The 17,951-nt window shown below is 70.0% G+C and carries 17 protein-coding genes; 10 read left to right on the forward strand and 7 right to left on the reverse strand.

Annotated elements, in window-relative coordinates:
* Positions 1 to 5: 5 nt before the first annotated feature.
* On the reverse strand, positions 6 to 773 hold the full coding sequence (locus tag JOM49_RS36855) for an SDR family oxidoreductase (RefSeq protein ID WP_209668746.1): 768 nt from the start codon (positions 771 to 773) through the stop codon (positions 6 to 8).
* Positions 770 to 1,903 (reverse strand): acyl-CoA dehydrogenase family protein, encoded by a 1,134-nt coding sequence (locus JOM49_RS36860; RefSeq protein ID WP_209668747.1) that lies wholly within the window; start codon positions 1,901 to 1,903, stop codon positions 770 to 772. Before JOM49_RS36860 ends, JOM49_RS36855 begins: the two co-directional genes overlap by 4 nt.
* A 39-nt stretch (positions 1,904 to 1,942) precedes the next feature.
* Here JOM49_RS36860 and JOM49_RS36865 point away from each other — a divergent pair, with 39 nt between their 5' ends.
* From JOM49_RS36865 to JOM49_RS36890, 6 genes are read left to right on the forward strand one after another with little or no spacing between them, the layout of a single operon-like run.
* Positions 1,943 to 3,424, forward strand: coding sequence for a FadD3 family acyl-CoA ligase (locus tag JOM49_RS36865; protein WP_209668748.1), 1,482 nt, complete (start codon positions 1,943 to 1,945; stop codon positions 3,422 to 3,424).
* On the forward strand, positions 3,421 to 4,257 hold the full coding sequence (locus tag JOM49_RS36870; protein WP_209668749.1) for an enoyl-CoA hydratase: 837 nt from the start codon (positions 3,421 to 3,423) through the stop codon (positions 4,255 to 4,257). The genes JOM49_RS36865 and JOM49_RS36870 overlap by 4 nt, the downstream gene beginning before the upstream one ends.
* Positions 4,257 to 5,381, forward strand: coding sequence for an acyl-CoA dehydrogenase family protein (locus tag JOM49_RS36875; protein WP_209668750.1), 1,125 nt, complete (start codon positions 4,257 to 4,259; stop codon positions 5,379 to 5,381). Before JOM49_RS36870 ends, JOM49_RS36875 begins: the two co-directional genes overlap by 1 nt.
* Positions 5,378 to 6,262 (forward strand): acyl-CoA dehydrogenase family protein, encoded by an 885-nt coding sequence (locus tag JOM49_RS36880; RefSeq protein WP_209668751.1) that lies wholly within the window; start codon positions 5,378 to 5,380, stop codon positions 6,260 to 6,262. The genes JOM49_RS36875 and JOM49_RS36880 overlap by 4 nt, the downstream gene beginning before the upstream one ends.
* On the forward strand, positions 6,259 to 7,209 hold the full coding sequence (locus JOM49_RS36885; protein ID WP_209668752.1) for an acyl-CoA dehydrogenase family protein: 951 nt from the start codon (positions 6,259 to 6,261) through the stop codon (positions 7,207 to 7,209). The genes JOM49_RS36880 and JOM49_RS36885 overlap by 4 nt, the downstream gene beginning before the upstream one ends.
* 38 nt (positions 7,210 to 7,247) lie before the next feature.
* Complete coding sequence (locus JOM49_RS36890; protein WP_209672058.1) at positions 7,248 to 8,252, forward strand: fatty acid desaturase family protein; 1,005 nt, start codon at positions 7,248 to 7,250, stop codon at positions 8,250 to 8,252.
* A 404-nt stretch (positions 8,253 to 8,656) separates the two neighbouring features.
* On the opposite strand, the gene hsaB is transcribed toward JOM49_RS36890, so the two are convergent.
* From hsaB to JOM49_RS36915, 5 genes are read right to left on the reverse strand one after another with little or no spacing between them, the layout of a single operon-like run.
* The gene (gene hsaB, locus JOM49_RS36895; RefSeq protein ID WP_209668753.1) at positions 8,657 to 9,202 is read right to left on the reverse strand and encodes a 3-hydroxy-9,10-secoandrosta-1,3,5(10)-triene-9,17-dione monooxygenase reductase subunit; all 546 of its coding nucleotides are present in this window, start codon (positions 9,200 to 9,202) and stop codon (positions 8,657 to 8,659) included.
* A complete protein-coding gene (gene hsaC, locus JOM49_RS36900; protein ID WP_209668754.1) occupies positions 9,199 to 10,104 on the reverse strand; it encodes an iron-dependent extradiol dioxygenase HsaC in 906 nt (301 codons plus the stop codon). The genes hsaB and hsaC overlap by 4 nt, the downstream gene beginning before the upstream one ends.
* On the reverse strand, positions 10,104 to 10,961 hold the full coding sequence (gene hsaD, locus JOM49_RS36905) for a 4,5:9,10-diseco-3-hydroxy-5,9,17-trioxoandrosta-1(10),2-diene-4-oate hydrolase (protein ID WP_209668755.1): 858 nt from the start codon (positions 10,959 to 10,961) through the stop codon (positions 10,104 to 10,106). The genes hsaC and hsaD overlap by 1 nt, the downstream gene beginning before the upstream one ends.
* Positions 10,962 to 10,963: 2 nt before the next feature.
* Positions 10,964 to 12,142: a 3-hydroxy-9,10-secoandrosta-1,3,5(10)-triene-9,17-dione monooxygenase oxygenase subunit gene (gene hsaA, locus JOM49_RS36910; RefSeq protein ID WP_209668756.1), complete on the reverse strand. Its 1,179-nt coding sequence runs from the start codon at positions 12,140 to 12,142 to the stop codon at positions 10,964 to 10,966.
* 10 nt (positions 12,143 to 12,152) lie between these two features.
* Positions 12,153 to 13,745: an FAD-binding protein gene (locus tag JOM49_RS36915; protein WP_308159001.1), complete on the reverse strand. Its 1,593-nt coding sequence runs from the start codon at positions 13,743 to 13,745 to the stop codon at positions 12,153 to 12,155.
* A 106-nt stretch (positions 13,746 to 13,851) separates the two neighbouring features.
* Here JOM49_RS36915 and kstD point away from each other — a divergent pair, with 106 nt between their 5' ends.
* The 4 genes from kstD to JOM49_RS36935 are packed head-to-tail and all read left to right on the forward strand — an operon-like array spanning position 13,852 to position 17,947.
* Positions 13,852 to 15,525: a 3-oxosteroid 1-dehydrogenase gene (kstD, locus tag JOM49_RS36920; protein WP_209668757.1), complete on the forward strand. Its 1,674-nt coding sequence runs from the start codon at positions 13,852 to 13,854 to the stop codon at positions 15,523 to 15,525.
* Positions 15,522 to 16,655 carry a 3-ketosteroid-9-alpha-monooxygenase, oxygenase component gene (locus JOM49_RS36925; RefSeq protein ID WP_209668758.1) on the forward strand — a complete coding sequence of 378 codons (1,134 nt, stop codon included), beginning with the start codon at positions 15,522 to 15,524 and terminating at the stop codon, positions 16,653 to 16,655. The genes kstD and JOM49_RS36925 overlap by 4 nt, the downstream gene beginning before the upstream one ends.
* A 1-nt stretch (position 16,656) precedes the next feature.
* Complete coding sequence (locus JOM49_RS36930; protein WP_282770131.1) at positions 16,657 to 16,941, forward strand: hypothetical protein; 285 nt, start codon at positions 16,657 to 16,659, stop codon at positions 16,939 to 16,941.
* The gene (locus JOM49_RS36935; RefSeq protein WP_308159002.1) at positions 16,934 to 17,947 is read left to right on the forward strand and encodes a 2Fe-2S iron-sulfur cluster-binding protein; all 1,014 of its coding nucleotides are present in this window, start codon (positions 16,934 to 16,936) and stop codon (positions 17,945 to 17,947) included. The genes JOM49_RS36930 and JOM49_RS36935 overlap by 8 nt, the downstream gene beginning before the upstream one ends.
* Positions 17,948 to 17,951 lie beyond the last annotated feature (4 nt).

Consider the following 17,951-nt stretch of genomic DNA (forward strand, 5'->3'; position numbering starts at 1 on the left):
TTCCCTCACGCGTGCTGACTGGAAACGGAGACCACCTCGCCGGTCAGGTACGAGGCGTAGTCACTGGCGAGGAACACCATCACATTCGCCACCTCCCACGGCTCCGCCGCCCTGCCCGAAACCTCGCGCGCGGTCAGCTCCGCCAGCACCTCTTCGCTGGTCACCTTGGCCAGGAACGGGTGCATGGCCAGGCTGGGCGCGACCGCGTTGACCCGGATCCCGTGCGGCGCCACGTCGACCGCGGCGCACCTGGTCAGCGCCATTACCCCGGCCTTCGCCGCGGCGTAGTGCGCCTGCCCCTCCTGCGCCCGCCAGCCGAGCACGGAGGCGTTGTTCACCACCGCGCCCCCGTCACCCTGCTCGATGAACCGACGCAACGCCGCCCTGGTGACGCGGAACGTGCTGTTCAGTGTCACGTCGAGCACGGAGGACCACTCGTCGTCCGTCATGTCCACAATGGACTTGCTGCCGCCGAGGCCGGCGTTGTTGATCAGCACGTCGATCCGGCCGTGGTGCGCGACGGCCCCGTCGATCAGCGCCTGGACCTGCGTCCCGTCGGTGACGTCGCACGGGATCGCGGTCACCCCGCCGAGCTCGGCCGCCTTCTCGGCCAGCCTGCGCTCGTGCCGGTCGCTGAGCACCACCCGCGCACCCTCCTCCTGGCAGCGCTTGGCCACCGCGGAGCCGATCCCGGTGCCCGCCGCGGCGGTGATCACCACGACCTTGTCCCGCAGCAGGTCACGACCGGCCGGGTACTTCGGCACAGGAATCACGGGCGGGCCTCCCTCGGCAGGCCGAGCACGCGCTCGGCGATCACGTTGCGCTGGATCTCGTTGGAGCCGCCGTAGATGGTGTCGGCGCGGGTGAACAGGTAAAGCCGCTGCCATTCGTCCAGCTCGTCGGCGAGCACGGATTCCCGGCCACGCACCAGCATCGCCAGCTCACCGAGCGAGCGGTGCCAGTTCGCCCAGACCAGTTTGGACACTTCGGCCACGCCGGGTGAGTCGTCACCGAGCGTACGGCGTGCGTGCGCGTTCATCACCTCGAGCCCGACCCACGCGCGCGCCAGTCGTTCCGCGACGTACGGGTCTTCCGCGGTGCCGTTGCGCCGGGCGAGATCGGTGAGCGCTCGCAGTTCACGGCGGAAGCCGACCTGCTGCCCGAGGGTGGCGACACCGCGTTCGAAGCCGAGTGTGGCCATCGCGACCCGCCAGCCGTCACCCGGTTCGCCGACCACCAGTTCGCGGGCGGTCCGGGCGCCATCGAAGAACACCTCGTTGAACTCCGAGGTGCCGGTCAGCTGCACGATCGGCCGGATCTCGACACCGGGTTGCCGCATCGGCACCAACAGGTAGGACAGTCCTTTGTGGCGTTTCGAGCCGGGTTCGGTGCGTGCCAGCACGAAGCACCAGTCGGCCTGCTGCGCCAGCGAAGTCCACACCTTCTGCCCGTGCAGCACCCATTCGTCACCGTCGAGCGTGGCGGTGGTCGACACCGCGGCCAGGTCCGATCCCGCGCCCGGCTCGGAGTAGCCCTGGCACCAGAGTTCCTCCACGGCGGCGATCTTCGGCAGGAAGCGCCGCTGCTGCTCCGGCGTGCCGAAGGCGATCAGCGTCGGCCCGAGCAGTTGCTCACCGAGGTGCCCGACCTTGGCCGGCGCGTTCGCCTTGGCGTACTCCTCGTGGAAGATCACCTGCTCGTCGAGGCTCGCCCCGCGGCCGCCGTGTTCCTCCGGCCAGCCGAGGCAGGTCCAGCCACCCTCAGCGAGGTGCCGTTCCCAGGCCAGCCGTTCTTCGAACGCCTCGTGCTCACGCCCCGGCCCGCCGAGACCACGCAGCGCGGCGAACTCGCCGGTCAGATTCTCGGCCAGCCAGTCGCGCACCCGTTCCCGGAACTCGGTCACGCTGCTACCCTACCAAGCACTTGCTAGGGAGCGAAGACTGTGGAGAACTCGGACACGATTCCCGCCGCTTTGGCCGCGACCGCCGCCCGGCTGCCCCACGGCGAAGCGCTCGTGGACGGCCCGGTGCGGCTCGACTGGACCCAGCTGCACGAGCAGGTCCTCGGCCGGGCGGAGTGGTTCGCCGAGCGCGGGATCCGCCCCGGCGACCGGGTGGCGATGTGCGCGCCCAACACGCACCACTGGGTCATCGCGGCCTTGGGCGCGCTGACCGCCGGCGCCGCGCTGGTGCCGATCAACACCCGGTTCACCGGCCCGGAAATGCGGGACGTGCTCACCCGCAGCGCGGCCAAGGCGCTGGTGGTCGCCGACGATTTCCTCGGCGTCGACCGGCTCGCCGAGATCGGTGACGCCCGGCCCGAGGTGGTCCTTCGCGTACCCACGGACTGGACCGAGGTGACGGCCTCGAAGTTCGCCGGCACGGTCGCGCCCGACGATCTCGCCGACATCCTGTTCACCTCGGGCACCACCGGCCGCAGCAAGGGCGCGATGACCAGCCACCGCCGCACCCTGGGCGTCGCCGAGGCGTGGGCCGACCGCGCCGCGCTGACCCCGGCTGACCGGTACCTCGTGGTCAACCCCTTCTTCCACAGCTTCGGGTACAAGGCGGGCATCCTCGCCGCGGTCCGGCGCGGCAGCACGATCGTGCCGCAGGCCACCTTCGACCCCGTGCGCACGATGGAGTTGATCGAGGCCGAGCGGATCACCGTGCTCCCCGGTGCGCCGACGATCTTCCAGGTACTGCTGGACCACCCGGAACGCGCGTCGCACGACCTGTCGTCGCTGCGGATCGCCGTCACCGGCGCGGCCACCGTCCCGGTCCCGCTGATCGAGCGCATGCGCACCGACCTGGGCTTCGACACCGTGCTCACCGCGTACGGGCTGACCGAAGCCGTGGTGGCGACGATGTGCCGCGCGGGCGACGACCCGGTCACCGTGGCCACCACCTGCGGCACCGCGGCCGCGGGCTTCGAGGTGCGGATCGACGACTCCGGCGAAGTGCTGCTGCGCGGGCCGAACACCATGCTCGGCTACCTCGACGACCCGGAGGCCACCGCCGAGGCCATCGACGCCGACGGCTGGCTGCACACCGGTGACGCCGGCGCCCTCGACGAACGCGGCTACCTGCGGATCACCGACCGCATCAAGGACATGTACATCTGCGGCGGTTTCAACGTCTACCCCGCCGAGGTGGAGCAGGTGCTCGCCCGGCTGCCCGGGGTGACCGAATCGGCGGTGGTCGGGGTGCCGGACGACCGGCTGGGCGAGGTCGGGGCCGCCTACGTCGTGCGGTCCGGCGAAGTATCCGAGGTGTCCGAAAAGGACGTATCGGCGCACTGCGAGGCAAATCTGGCGAACTACAAGCGGCCACGCCGGGTGGTCTTCGTCGGATCACTGCCGCGCAACGCTTCCGGGAAGGTGCTCAAGCGAATGCTCCGCGTCGAAGGCAAGGAGGCTCCATGACCGTGCGGTACGAGCAGCGGGACGCGGTCGCCGTGGTGACGATGGATCGCCCCGACTACCGGAACGCGCAGAACTCGGCGATGACCTACGCGCTGGACGACGCGTTCTCGCGGGCGGTGGACGACGACTCGGTGAAGGTGATCGTGCTCGCCGGGGCGGGCAAGCACTTCTCCGCCGGGCACGACATCGGCTCGCCGGGCCGGGACGCGGACACCTCGTTCGACCGCCGGTCTGTGCTGTGGTGGGACCACACCACCCGCGAAGGCGGTGACCGGCGGTTCGCCCGCGAGTCCGAGGTGTACCTGGGCATGTGCCGCCGGTGGCGGGAACTCCCGAAGCCGATGATCGCCAGCGTGCAGGGCGCGTGCATCGCGGGCGGGCTGATGCTGGCGTGGTCGTGCGATCTGATCGTCGCCTCCGACGACGCCTTCTTCGCCGATCCGGTGGTGCGCATGGGAATCCCGGGGGTGGAGTACTTCGCGCACCCGTGGGTGCTCGGGCCGCGCGCGGCCAAGGAAGTGCTGTTCACCGGCGAACGGTTCACCGCCGCGCAGGCGAAGGAATGGGGCATGCTGAACCGGGTGGTGCCGCGCGAAGACCTCGAGTCGGCGACGCTCGAGCTCGCCGGGAAGATCGCCGCCATGCCGTCGTTCGGGCTCGCGCTGGCGAAGAAGGCGGTCAACCAGGCGGAGGACCTGATGGGCCTGCGGGCGGGCATGGACTCGGTGTTCGGCCTGCACCACTTCGCGCACGCGCACAACGCCGAGGTGGCGGGCGGCGACTCACTCGGCGGGCAGGACGCCCGCTCGATGCGGGACGCCGGGAAGTCCTGATGGACCTGGATCTGCCCGAATCCACGCTGGCGTTCCGGGCCGAAGTCCGGGACTGGCTTGCCGAACACGTGGTCACGCTGCCGTCGTTCGACACCGCCGAAGGCTTCGCACTGCACCGGGAATGGGAGGCCGAACTCGCCGACGCCCGGCTTTCGGTGGTCTCCTGGCCGGAGGAGTTCGGCGGCCGCGATGCGTCCCTTGTGGACTGGCTGGTGTTCGAAGAGGAGTACTACGCGGCGGGCGCACCCGGGCGGGTCAACCAGAACGGCCTGTTCATGCTCGCGCCGACCCTGTTCTCCCACGGCACACCCGAGCAACAAGCCCGGATCCTGCCGAAGATGGCTCGCTCGGAGGAGGTCTGGGCACAGGCGTGGTCCGAACCCGAAGCGGGCAGCGACATCGCCGCGTTGCGCAGCACCGCCACGCGCACCTCGGACGGCTGGCTGCTCTCCGGGCAGAAGACGTGGAGTTCGCGGGCTGCCTTCGCGGACAAGGCGTTCGGGTTGTTCCGCAGCGATCCGGCCGAGGTCCGCCATCGCGGGCTCACCTACTTCATGATCGACCTGCGGGCCGATGGCGTGCAGGTACGGCCGATCGCCCAGCTCGACGGCGAACCGGGGTTCGCCGAACTGTTCTTCGACGAGGTCTTCGTGCCGGACGAGGACGTGATCGGCGAACCCGGCGCGGGCTGGCGGGTCGCGATGACCACGGCGAACAACGAACGCGGGCTGTCGTTGCGCAGTCCCGGCCGGTTCCTGGCCACGGCCGAGCGACTGGTCCGCCTGTGGTCCGAAACCCGAGATCCCGCGCTGGCCGATCGGGTCGCCGACGCGTGGATCGGCGCCCGCGCCTACCAGCTGTACACCTTCGGCACGGCCACCCGACTCGTCGAGGGTGCCGCGCTGGGGCCGGAGTCCAGTGTGAACAAGCTCTTCTGGTCGCAGCTGGACGTCTCGATGCACGAAACCGCACTGGAACTGCTCGGCCCGGCGGCCGAGGTCGCCGGGGACTGGCCGGACGGCTGGCTGTTCTCGCTGGCTGGGCCGATCTACGGCGGCACCGACCAGATCCAGCGCAACATCGTCGCCGAGCGACTGCTCGGCCTGCCGCGAGGTGATCGATGAGGTTCGCGCTTTCCGCCGAGCAGAACGACTTCTCCGCCGCCCTGGACGACTATCTGTCCACAGCGGACTGTGATGCCGCGGCTCGCGCCTGGGCGGACGACGATCTGGGCCCTGGCATGAAACTGTGGCACGGTCTCAGCGCGCTGGGCCTGCTCGATCTGCTCGACTCCGGTGGCTCGCTGGTCGATCTGGTGGTCGCCTTCGAACGCCTCGGGTACCACGCCGTGCCGGGGCCGTGGGTCGAGACGGCCGCGGTGCTGCCCGCGCTTGCGATCGGCTCCGGCGGCCGGCTGGCGTCGGTGGTGCTGCCGCCACACGTGCCGTACGGCCTGGACGCCGACGTCTCCGACCTCCGCCTGTTGCTCGTGGACGACGGTGTGCACGAGTTCGAGCCGGGCGAGCGGCTGAAGTCGGTCGACCGGGCGCGCCGGTTGTTCCGGCCGGAGCCCGGCGCCCGCATCGGCGACGGCGTGCCGCTCGCCTTCGAGCACGGCGCCCTGGCCACGGCTGCGCAACTGCTCGGTGCGGGGGAATGGCTACTGGCGACGTCGGTGGCGTACGCGAAGCAGCGCAAGCAGTACGGCCGGGAGATCGGCAGCTACCAGGCCATCAAGCACCTGCTCGCGGACACCGTGACCGCGCTGGAACTCGCGCGGCCACTGCTCTACGCCGCCGCGCTGACCGCGTCGGCGCGGGACGTCTCGGCGGCGAAGGTCGCGGCGGGGCAGGCCGCCTCGCTGGCAGCGCGCACCGGCCTCCAGGTGCACGGCGCGATCGGCTACACCGCCGAGCACGGGTTGGGCTTGCGGCTGACGAAGGTGCGCGCGCTCGTAGGGGTTTGGGGTACACCGGCCTTCCACCGCGGTCGGGTGCTGGCGTGAGCACGGCGGAGGAGCTGGACGCGCTGCGTTCCTCGGTGCGCACAGCGTTGTCGCGTGATGCGTCCTGGGACGTGCTGTGCGAGCAGATCGGTGTCGCCGCGCTGGCCGTGCCCGAGCAGCACGGCGGCTTGGGTGCGGGCCTGCCTGAGCTGGCCGTGGTCGCCGCGGAATTCGGGCGGGTGCTCTCGCCGCTGCCGTTCCTGTCGACCTCCATCGCCGCACTGGCGCTGGCGGACTCGCCGCTGTCGGGGAAGCTGACCACCGGCACTGTCGCCTGGTCGGACTTCACCGTGTCCGGGTCCACTGTGGACGGCCTGGATCGGTACGTGCTCGACGGCGATTCGGCGGAACTGCTGCTCGTGGCCGCGGGCTCCGGCTTGTACGCCGTGCCGGTCGACCAGCCGGGCGTCCGGCGCGACCACTCCCCCACCATGGACGAAACCCGGCGGTTGGCGACCGTGGAACTCTGTGGCGCCAGTGCCGAGCGCGTCGGCGACCTCGATCCGCCGGTGTACGACCAGGCATGCGTGCTGGTGGCCGCGGAAGAAGCCGGAGCGATGGCGCGGGCCTTCGAGATCACGCTGGAGTACACGAAGCAGCGGCGGCAGTTCGGGCGGGCGATCGGGAGCTTCCAAGCGATCAAGCACCGGCTCGCCGACCTGTACGTCCTGGTCGAGACCGCGCGCTCGTGCGTGGCGGCCGCCGCCGAAGACCCTTCGCTGGCCGCGGTGGCGAAGGTGCACTGCTCGGAAGCGTTCAGCACGGTCGCCGCAGAGATGATCCAGCTGCACGGCGGCATCGGCATCACCTGGGAACACCCGGCACACCGGTACTTCAAGCGCGCGCACGGCAGCGGCTTCCTCCTCGGCTCACCCCGGGAGCACCTGCGCACGATGGTGGGGTCTGCCCTACCGCGAGCCGGGTGGTCCACCGGCTACCGGTGCTGACGCAGGGTGACCAGACTCGACCCGTGACCACACAGCCCATCACCGCCACGGAGACCGGCAGCGACTTCGCCCGGCTCTCGCGGCGGATCAACCAGGCCGGCCTGCTGGACCGGCGCCCCGGCTACTACGCGCTGCGCATCGGCGTGGTGACCGCGTTGTTCGCCGCCACGTGGACGCTGTTCGCCTGGCTCGGCGACACCTGGGCGACGCTGTTCGTCGCCGTGCTGCTGGCCGTGTTGTTCGGCCAGATCGCGCTGCTGTCCCACGACCTCGCACACCGGCAGGTGTTCCGCACGCGGCGGCCGAGCGAGATCGCCGGGCGGCTCGCGGGCAACCTCGGCATCGGCATGAGCTACGGCTGGTGGATGGACAAGCACACCCGCCACCACGCCAACCCGAACCACGAAGAACTCGACCCGGACGTGGACCCGGACGTGCTGGTGTGGTCGCAGGACCAGGCCCGCGCGGCCCGCGGCATCCCGCGGTTCATCGGCCGCTACCAGGCTTACCTGTTCTTCCCGCTGCTGACGCTGGAAGGGCTGAACCTGCACTTCTCCGGCGTGCGCGCGGTCCTGAAGCCGACGCTCAAACGCCGCGGCCTCGAGGCTTCTCTGCTGTTCGCGCACTTCGCCCTGTACCTCGGTGCGGTGTTCCTGGTGCTGTCACCGTTGAAGGCGGTCGTGTTCATCGCCGTGCACCAGGGCCTGTGGGGCGTCTACATGGGGTCGATCTTCGCCCCGAACCACAAGGGCATGCCGACCCTCACCGGCGCCGACCGCCCCGACTTCCTGCGGCGCCAGGTGCTCACCTCGCGCAACGTGCGGGGCGGGTGGTTCATCGACACCGCCATGGGCGGGCTGAACTACCAGATCGAGCACCACCTGTTCCCGAGCATGCCCACCCCGCACCTGCGACGCGCCCAGCCCATCGTGCGGGAGTACTGCGCCGAACTGGGCGTCTCGTACCACGAAACCGGCCTCATCGACTCCTACGCCCAAGCCCTGCGCCACCTCCACCACGCCGGCACCCCCCTACGCCCCTAACCCCCCACGTCCGAACCCCACACTCGCGCACCCGAGTCCCACGTTCAAACACCCGAACCCCACACTCAGGCACCCGAACCTCACACTCGTGCAGCCGAACCTCACACTCGTGCAGCCGAGTCCCACATTTAGGCACCCGAATTCTACGTTCGGGTAACCGAGTTCCACATTCGCGTTGCTGGCGAAATCCGATGGTGCCGTGAATGTGGCTTTCACGGCATGGACGGGAGCGCGTGTCACGAAAGTGGCTTTCGGAACGTTCGGTGTCTCGAATGTGGCTTTCGTGACATCGCGGTGTCGCCGCCGTGGTCTTTGACTCCCCGAACGTGGGATTCAGCTGCGCGAACGTGGAACTCGGCTGCGCGAGTGTGGGGTTCGGGTGCGCGAGTGTGGGGGTCGGGGGGTTATAGCCAGTCGTCGGGGCGGGGCCAGTCGTAGAGGGTGTCGAGTTCTGTTCGGGCCCGCGTCGCTGCGTATTGGCCACGGTAGAACAGCAGGGGCGCGCCGTGGTCGGTGGCTTCGGCGCCCAGGGCACGCACTCGGCCGATCACCACGTAATGGTCACCGGCCGGGTGCACGGTTTCCACCGAGCAGTCGAGCCAGGTCAGCGCGCCGTCCAGCAAAGGTGCTCCCGAAGGGCCTGGTTGCCAGGGAACCGAAGCGAATTTGTCCACGCCCCGAGCCCCGAAGACAGCACTCAGTTCCTGCTGTTCTTCGGAAAGCACATTCACCGCGAAAGAACCGCTCCGCTCGATCACCGGCCAAGAACCGGAATTGCGAGAAGGACAAAAGAGCACCAATGGCGGGTCAAGCGAGAGGGCGGCGAAAGATTGGCACGCGAAACCCACCGGAGCGGTTCCGTCGTGACCCGTCACCACCGCGACACCGGTGCAGAAGTGCCCCAGCACCGCGCGGAAGCGAGCCGCGTCGATCGCCGCCGCCGCGGTCACGGCTGCCGCGCCCCGATCGAGAAGTCGTGCCCCCACAACGAAACCGCGGTGCTCTCGCGAGCCATCCAGTTGTCGTCGTCGACCTGCCTGCCCTCGCAGCCGAATTCGATGTCGAACCCGCCGGGTGTCTTCATGTAGAACGACAGCATGAGGTCGTTGACGTGCCTGCCCAGCGTCGCCGACATCGGTACCTTCCGCCGCAGCGCGCGGTCCAGGCACAGGCCCACGTCGTCGGTGTTCTCCACCTCGACCATCAGGTGCACGATCCCGCTCGGCACCGGCATCGGCAGGAACGCCAGGCTGTGGTGCCGCGGGTTGCAGCCGAAGAACCGCAGCCACGCCGGTTCCCCGTCGGCCGGCCTGCCGACGAACTGCGGGGGCAACCGCATCGAGTCGCGCAGCCGGAAACCCAGTACGTCACGGTAGAACCGCAAGGCCGCCGCATCGTCGTGAGTGGACAGCACGACGTGCCCGAGCCCCTGCTCCTCGGTGACGAACCGGTGCCCGTACGGGCTGACCACGCGCCGGTGCTGCAACGCGATGCCGTGGAAAACCTCGAGCGTGTTGCCCGACGGGTCCTCGAAGGTGATCATCTCGACCACGTGCCGGTCGGCCAACTGCTCCGCGGTGCCCTCCTTGAACGGCACCTCGTGCGCGGCCAGGCTCTGGCGCACTTCCTCCAGCTCCGCCGCGTTCGACACCTCCCAGCCCGCCTGCGCGAGCCGGTCCGAGGTGCCGGGCACGATCACCAGCCGCGCCGGGAAGTCGTCCATGCGCAGGTACAACGCCTCCGGGTCGGTGCCCTTGCCCTCGACCATGCCGAGCACCTTGAGCCCGTATTCGCGCCAGGCAGCCAGGTCCGTGGCCTCGATGCGCAGATAACCCAGCGATCGGATGCCCATTACCCCACACCTCCGCCGAGGCCGCCGAGGAATTCGATGGCGAGCCGGTTGAATTCGTCGAACTTCTCCAGTTGCGCCCAGTGCCCGCAGCGCCCGAACACGTGCAGTTGCGCGCGCGGGATGTTCTTCAACGCCACCAGTGCGCCGTCGAGCGGGTTCACCCGGTCCTCCCGGCCCCAGATCAGCAACACGCGCTGGCGCAGCCGGTGCACCTCACGCCAGAGCATGCCCTGCTCGAAGCTGTCCGGCCGCATGAACGAAGCGCCCATCGCCCGCATCGCGGCCAGCGACTCCGGGGTGTTCGCCAGCGCGAACCGCTCGTCGACCAGTTCGTCGGTGATCAGCGACTGGTCGAACACCATCACCCGGAGGAAGGCTTCCATGTTCTCCCGGGTGGGTTTCGCGCCGAACGCCGCCAGCTTGCCGACACCCTCGGTCGGGTCCGGCGCGAACACGTTCACGCTGACCCCGCCAGGGCCCATCAGCACCAGCCGCCCGGCGCGTCCACCGTGGTCCAGCGCGAGCCGGACAGCGGCACCACCGCCGAGCGAGTTGCCGACCAGGTGCGCGCGTTCGATCCCGAGCTCGTCCATCAGCGCGATCACCGCGGTGGCGCTGTACTTGAAGTACTGCGGGTGCTCGACCGGCTTGTCCGACCGCCCGAACCCCGGCTGGTCCACCGCGATGGTGCGGAAGGACTTGCCGAACACCGGCAGGTTGCGGCCGAAGTTGCTCCACGCCGAGGCACCCGGCCCGCCGCCGTGCAGCAGAATCACCGTTTCCTCGTGCTCGGCCCCGGTTTCGTGGTAGTGCAGCCGGAGTTCCGGCGTCACCTGGGCGTACTGGCCTTCGGTCACCGTCACACCATCCCGTTCTCCACCGGCAGCCCGAACTCGCCGGTGCCGTACATGACGTAGGCGCGTTCCGGGTCGTTCGCCGCGTGCACCCGGCCGGCGTGCGCGTCCCGCCAGAAGCGCTGGATCGGCGTGCCGGTCCGCAGCGCGCGGCCGCCGGAGTTCTCGAAGAGCCGGTCGATCGCGGAGATCGCCCGCTCGGTGCCGCGCACCTGATCGCGGCGGACGCGCAGCCGGGTGGCGAACGGCAGCTTCTCCCCCGCGCACGCCAGCTGGTACAGCTCGTCGATGTTGTGCGTCAGCTGGAGCCACGCCGCGTCGATCTCGCTGGCCGCCTCGGCGATCCGCACCTTGGCGAACGGGTCCTCTTTGGACTGTTCACCGGCGTAGGCGGCCCGCACGCGCTGGCGCTGGAAGTCCACGTGCGCGTCGTAGGCGCCCTGCGCCATGCCGATGATCGGCGCGGTGATGGTGGACGGGTGCACCGAGCCGTAGGGCAGCCGGTACAGCGGGCCGGGGTTGACCGCCTGGCCGGGGGTCCTGAGCTTCGAGGTGGCGATGAAGCTCAGCGCCCGGTGCGACGGCACGAAGACGTCGTCCACGAGGACGTCGTTGCTGCCGGTTCCCCGCAGCCCCACCGTGTCCCAGACGTCTTCGATGGCGTAGTCGGCGATCGGCAGGAGGTAGGTGCAGAAGTCGACCGGCTTGCCGTCCGCGTCGAAGGCGGGCGCGCCCAGCAGCACCCAGGTCGCGTGGTCGCAGCCGGAGGAGAAGCTCCAGCGCCCGCTGAGCCGGTACCCGCCGTCGACCACCTTCGCCTTGCCCATCGGCGCGTACGAAGAGGACAGCCGGACCTCGTGGTCCTCGCCCCAGACGTCCTCCTGGGCCTGCGCGTCGAACAACGCCACGTGCCAGGGGTGCACGCCGAGGATGGAGGCCACCCAGCCGGTGGACCCGCAGGCGCTCGCGATGAGCTTCACCGCGGTGTAGAAGGAAACCGGGTCGGCTTCGTAGCCGCCGTACGGCTTGGGTTGCAGCAGCTTGAAGAAGCCGGTCTCCTGCAACGCCTTGATCGACTCTTCGGGAATGCGGCGGGCGTCCTCGGTCTCCTGCGCCCGTTCCCGCAACACGGGGAGCAGCTCGGAGACCCCGGCGAGCACACCGCCGACACTCGGCTCTGTCATACCGCCAAGACTAGAACACGTTCTCGTTTTTGTCGAGTTCCCGCAGCGTCCGCCCACTGTGGTTCCCGGCACGACGCCCGGAAAACACGCAGTCGGCCAGCGAGAGCCCGCTCACGTAGGAGCGAGAACAGATTCCTACCGCGGTCCGCCCGGCGGCATACAGCCCCGGGATGGGCCTGCCGTCACCGTCGAGCACCCGGCCGCTGCCCTCGTCCACCACCAGCCCGCCGAGGGTGAGCATCGGGCACGGGAACGCCAGGCTCGGCCGGATCGACACGTCCACCAGCGAGTACGGCGGTGAGCCGAAGCGGTGCACGAAGGCGGCGGGCTTGCCCATCGGGTCGGGCACGGCGTCCGCGGCCACCACGGTCTCGGCCAGCCCGTCCGGGTCGACCCCGGCCCGCCGGGCCACCTCGGCGATCGTGCCGCCGAGCACGCGGCCGCGTTTGAGCAGATAGAGCGTCTGCAACCGCTGAAACCACTGCACATCGCCCTGCGCACGAGCCCGCCGGACCAGCTCTTCGTCGAGCAGCAGCCAGCCCTTGCCGCCGTGCCGCTCGATCAACTCCTCCCCGACCGCGGCGCCGTACCGGGACTCGTCGATGACCCGCTGCCCCCGCTCGTTCACCAGCAGCCCGCCGAGGAACGCGCTCGGCGGGGTCAGGAAGCGCCACGCGGAGACGCGGCCCATCCCGGCGGTGGCGCCACCGGCCGACCGGCCCAGTTCGATGCCGGAGCCGTCGTCACCGACCGTGCCGAGTTGCAGGCCACGGCGGTAGGCGGGCGCGTGCTCCCGGATCCACTCGCGGTTGGCGATGAAGCCACCGGCCGTGAGGATCACGCTGTGTGCCGAAATTTCGATCTCGCGGGCGAAGCGTTCCTCAAGTGCCACCACGCGCCGATGCAGCTTCTTCCGCAGGGCGGGCACGTAGATACCAGGCTTCGCGGACCACTGGCCGAGTCGCCGGTGCAGGGCTCGCGCCCACGCCGGGGCGTCACGCAGCGTCGTCGCGATCACGCCGGTCACCGTGCCGTCGACCGACTGGATCAGGCGGCGGACCCGGGTCTGCGGCAACACCGTGGCCCGTCGGCGAACCTGCGCCGCCAGCGGTGTGAACAGCGCTTTTCCCGAGGTCCCGCGCCCTTTCGCGCGATGCCCGCGTGGCGCGGGTTCGGCGGCGTCGCGGAAGCCGCCGGACGACTCACTGCCGGAGTAGTACAGGTAGTGGCGATTGCCCGGGTACGAGGTCTTCTCCGGGCACAGGCTGCCTTCGAACGGCACGCCGTGGCGTTCCAGCCAGCGGATCATCTCGACGCTGCCCTCGCAGAACGAACGCAACGCCCGCTCGCTCACCACGTCTCCGACCTCGAGCCGGAGGTAGGCGTGCATGGCGTCGACCGAATCGGTGACCCCGGCGTCCCGCTGTTGCGCGGTGCCGCCGCCCGCGTAGACGATGCCGCCGCTGAGCGTGGTGGCACCGCCGCCCTCGAAACGGTCGAGCACCAGCACGTCGGCTCCGGCCTCGGCGGCCTCCAGCGCGGCGCACGCTCCTGCCGCCCCGAAGCCGACCACGAGTACCCCGGTTTGCACGGTTCCGCTCACCTCCGGCAGCCTAGAACTGAAACACGTTCTCGTCTATGGTGACCCATAGCGCAACGACCAGCTGTTCGCGTTTCTATAACGCGTTCCAGTAGCACGGGAGGCTTTGATGCCCGACGAGTTCGACGTCGTCGTGGTCGGCAGCGGCGCCGCAGGCATGACCGCCGCACTCGCCGCGGCCCGGCACGGGCTCAGCGTCGTGGTGCTGGAGAAGGCCGCCAAGTACGGCGGCTCGACCGCCCGATCCGGTGGCGGCGTGTGGATCCCCGGCAACGAAGCGCTGCGCGCGGCCGGTATCGACGAGCCACCGGAGCGGGCACGCGAATACCTCGAAGCCATCGTCGGCGACGTGGTGCCCGCGGAGCGCCGGAACGCCTACCTCGACCGCGGCCCCGAAGTGGTCGAGTTCCTCCATCGTGAGACGCCGCTGCGGCTGTGCTGGGTGCCCGGCTATTCGGACTACCACCCGGAAGCCCCCGGCGGCCGCGCCGGCGGGCGCTCGGCGGAACCCCTTCCCCTGGACGCCAAGGTGCTCGGCGAGGAGCTGGCGAACCTCGAACCGCCCTACAGCGCCCCGCCCGCCGGGGTGCCGCTGATGCAGGCCGACTACCGCTGGCTGAGCCTGCTCGCCCGGCACCCGCGCGGCCTGACGCGCGTGCTCCGGCTCGGCGTGCGCTGGCTGGCCGGGCGGTTCACCGGCAAGCACCTGCTCGCCATGGGCCAGGCGCTGTCCGCCGGGTTGCGGGCCGGGCTGCTGCGCGCCGACGTCCCGGTCCGCCTCAGCACCCCGCTGACCGACCTGTGCACCGAGGGCGACCGCGTCACCGGCGTACTCGTGGCCGACGGCACCGAGATCCGTGCCCGGCTCGGCGTCGTACTGGCGTGTGGCGGGTTCGAGCGCAACGCCGAGATGCGCGCCAAGTACCAGCGCGCGCCGATCAGTACCGAGTGGACGGTCGGCGCCGAGGCGAACACCGGCGACGGCATCCTCGCCGGGCTCAAACTGGGCGCCACCACCGAACTGATGGACGACGCCTGGTGGGGCCCGTCCATCCCGCTGACCGGCGGGCCGTGGTTCGCCCTCGCCGAGCGCTCCCGGCCCGGCTGCCTGCTGGTCAACGAGCGCGGCGAGCGGTTCGTCAACGAATCCGCGCCCTACGTCGAAGCCGTGCACGCGATGTACGGCGGGGAGTACGGCCAGGGCGACGGTCCCGGCGAGAACGTGCCCGCCTGGCTGATCTTCGACCAGCGCAACCGCAACCGGTACATGTTCACCGGGCTCGGCCCGCGCCAGCCACTGCCCGGCCGGTGGTTCAAGGCGGGCATCGCGGCCAAGGCCGCCACCCTGCGCGGACTGGCCGAGGCCACCGGACTGCCCGCCGACCGCCTCGAAGCCACGGTGTCCCGCTTCAACGGCTTCGCCCGCGACGGCGTCGACCAGGACTTCGGCCGGGGCAAGAGCGCCTACGACCACTACTACGGCGACCCGCGCAACAAACCCAACCCCAGCCTCGGCCCGGTGGACCGCGCGCCGTTCTACGCGGTCCGCGTGGTGCCCGGCGACCTGGGCACCAAGGGCGGCCTGCTGACCGACACCCGCGCCAGGGTGCTGCGCGCGGACGGCTCGGTGATCGACGGGCTGTACGCGGCGGGCAACACCAGCGCCGCGGTGATGGGCCACACCTACGCGGGGCCGGGCGCGACCATCGGGCCGGCGATGGTCTTCGGCTACCTTGCGGCCGAGGACCTCGCGGCCAAGAATCGAACCGGAGGTACGCGATGACCGAGACCTATCGCAAGATCGACGCGGGCGCACCACCGGCCCGTTTCGCCCGCGGCTGGCACTGCCTCGGCCTCGCCGATTCCTTCCGCGACGGGAAACCGCACGCCATCAACGCCTTCGGCACCAAGCTGGTGGTCTTCCAGTCCGGGAACGGCGAGCTGAACGTGCTCGACGGGTACTGCAGGCACATGGGCGGCGACCTCACCCAGGGCACGGTCAAGGGCGAGGAGATCGCCTGCCCGTTCCACGACTGGCGCTGGGGCGGCGATGGCAAGTGCAAGGCGATCCCCTACGCCAAAAGGGTTCCGCTGCGGGCCCGCACCCGCGCGTGGACCACGGTGGAGGAGAACAAGCAGCTGTTCGTCTGGCACGACCCCGAGGGCAACCCGCCGCCGCCGGAGCTGGCGATCCCGCGCATCGACGGCATCTTCAGCGGTGAGTGGAGCAACTGGACCTGGGACTCGGTGCTGATCGAGAACTCGCACTGCCGCGAGATCATCGACAACATGGTCGACATGGCCCACTTCTTCTACATCCACTACGCGTTCCCGACCTACTTCAAGAACGTGTTCGAGGGCCACATCGCCACCCAGTACCTGAACACCAAGGGCCGCCCGGACATGGGCATGGCCTCGAACTACGGCGGCGAGGAGAACCTGCTCCGCTCGGAGGCCTCCTACTACGGCCCGTCCTACATGATCAACACCCTGCTCAACACCTACAAGGGCTTCGACATCGAGAACGTGCTGATCAACTGCCACTACCCGGTCACGGAGAACTCGTTCATGCTGCAGTGGGGCGTCAGCGTGAAGAAGCTGCCCGGGGTGAGCGACGAGCAGGCGGACGGCATCGCCGGGAAGTTCGCCAAGGGCATCGGCGTGGGATTCCTGCAGGACGTGGAGATCTGGCGGAACAAGTCGCGGATCGACAACCCGCTGCTGTGCGAAGAGGACGGTCCGGTCTACCAGCTCCGGCGCTGGTACGAGCAGTTCTACGTGGACGTCGCCGACGTCACCCCGGAGATGACCCAGCGCTTCGAGTTCGAAGTGGACACCACGCGGGCGAACGAGGTGTGGGCGGTGGAGGTCCAGGAGAACCTGGCCCGGCAGGCGGCCGAGGCGGAGGTCTGAGGTGGCGCACACCGCTTTCGGCAGGCCACTGCCTTCGGCCGAGGAAACCCGCGAATTCCTCAGCGGCGGGCTGGCGCCGGTGGGCTGCCGCACCTGCTCGGTGCGCGTGCTGGTGAAGAAGAACAGCCCCAAGCACACCAGCATCCAGTGGACCGCAGACAGCTCGGCGTGCCCGGTGTATGCCGCTTCGGACCGGCCGCCCGCGTTGCAGGACACCTGCCCCGAGCTGCAGCGCAGCATCGACGAGGACGTGCGGGCCGGTGCGCTGGGGGTCGCCGGTGAGTGAGGCTCGGCGCCTGCGGGTGGCGGACGTGATCGCCGAGACCGCCGACGCGCATTCGCTGGTGTTCGAACCGGCCCCGGGCATGGACTACCGGCCCGGCCAGTTCCTCACCCTGCGCGTGCCGAGCGATCGCTGCGGTTCGGTGGCACGCTGCTACTCGCTGTCCAGTTCCCCGCACACCGGCGATCCGCTGACGGTCACGGTCAAGCGCACCGGCTACGCCTCCAACTGGATCTGCGACAACATCCGGGCGGGCGCGGAGATCGAGGTGCTGCCGCCGTCGGGGGTGTTCTGCCCACCGGATCTCGACGCGGACCTGCTGCTGTTCGCCGCGGGCAGCGGTATCACGCCGGTGCTGTCCATCGTGAAATCGGTGCTGGCCAAGGGAACCGGCCGCCTGCTGCTGGTCTACGCCAACCGCGACGAGCAGTCGGTGATCTTCGCGCGGGAGCTGCGTGAGCTGTCCGCCTCGATGCCCGACCGGCTGACCGTGGTGCACTGGCTGGAAAGCGTGCAGGGGCTGCCGTCGATCGAGCAACTCCAGTCGCTCGCCGCCCCCTTCCCCGGCAGGCCCGCGTTCCTGTGTGGTCCCAAGCCGTTCATGGCCGCCGCGCAGGCCGCGCTCAAGGCGCTCGACTGGGACCGGAAGCTGGTCCACATCGAGAAGTTCCTCTCCCTGGACGGGAATCCGTTCGAGGAAGCCGCCGAGGTGGTCGCCGAGGAGTCGGCCGACCCGCCCGCGACGGTGCACGTCGACCTCGACGGCGAGCAGCGGTCCCTGGTGTGGCCGCGGGAGCGCAAGCTGCTCGACCTGCTGCTGGACGCCGGGTTCGCGGCGCCCTACTCGTGCCGCGCCGGGCAGTGCAGCGCCTGCGCTTGCCGTCTGGTGTCGGGCCGGGTGAAGATGCTGAACAACGAAGTACTCGATTCCGACGACCTCGACGAGGGCATCGTGCTGGCGTGCCAGTCGGTGCCACTGACCGACGAGGTCTCGGTCACCTACGAATGAGTGG

The sequence above is a fragment of the Amycolatopsis magusensis genome (genome assembly GCF_017875555.1).
GTDB classification, from domain to species: Bacteria; Actinomycetota; Actinomycetes; order Mycobacteriales; family Pseudonocardiaceae; genus Amycolatopsis; species Amycolatopsis magusensis.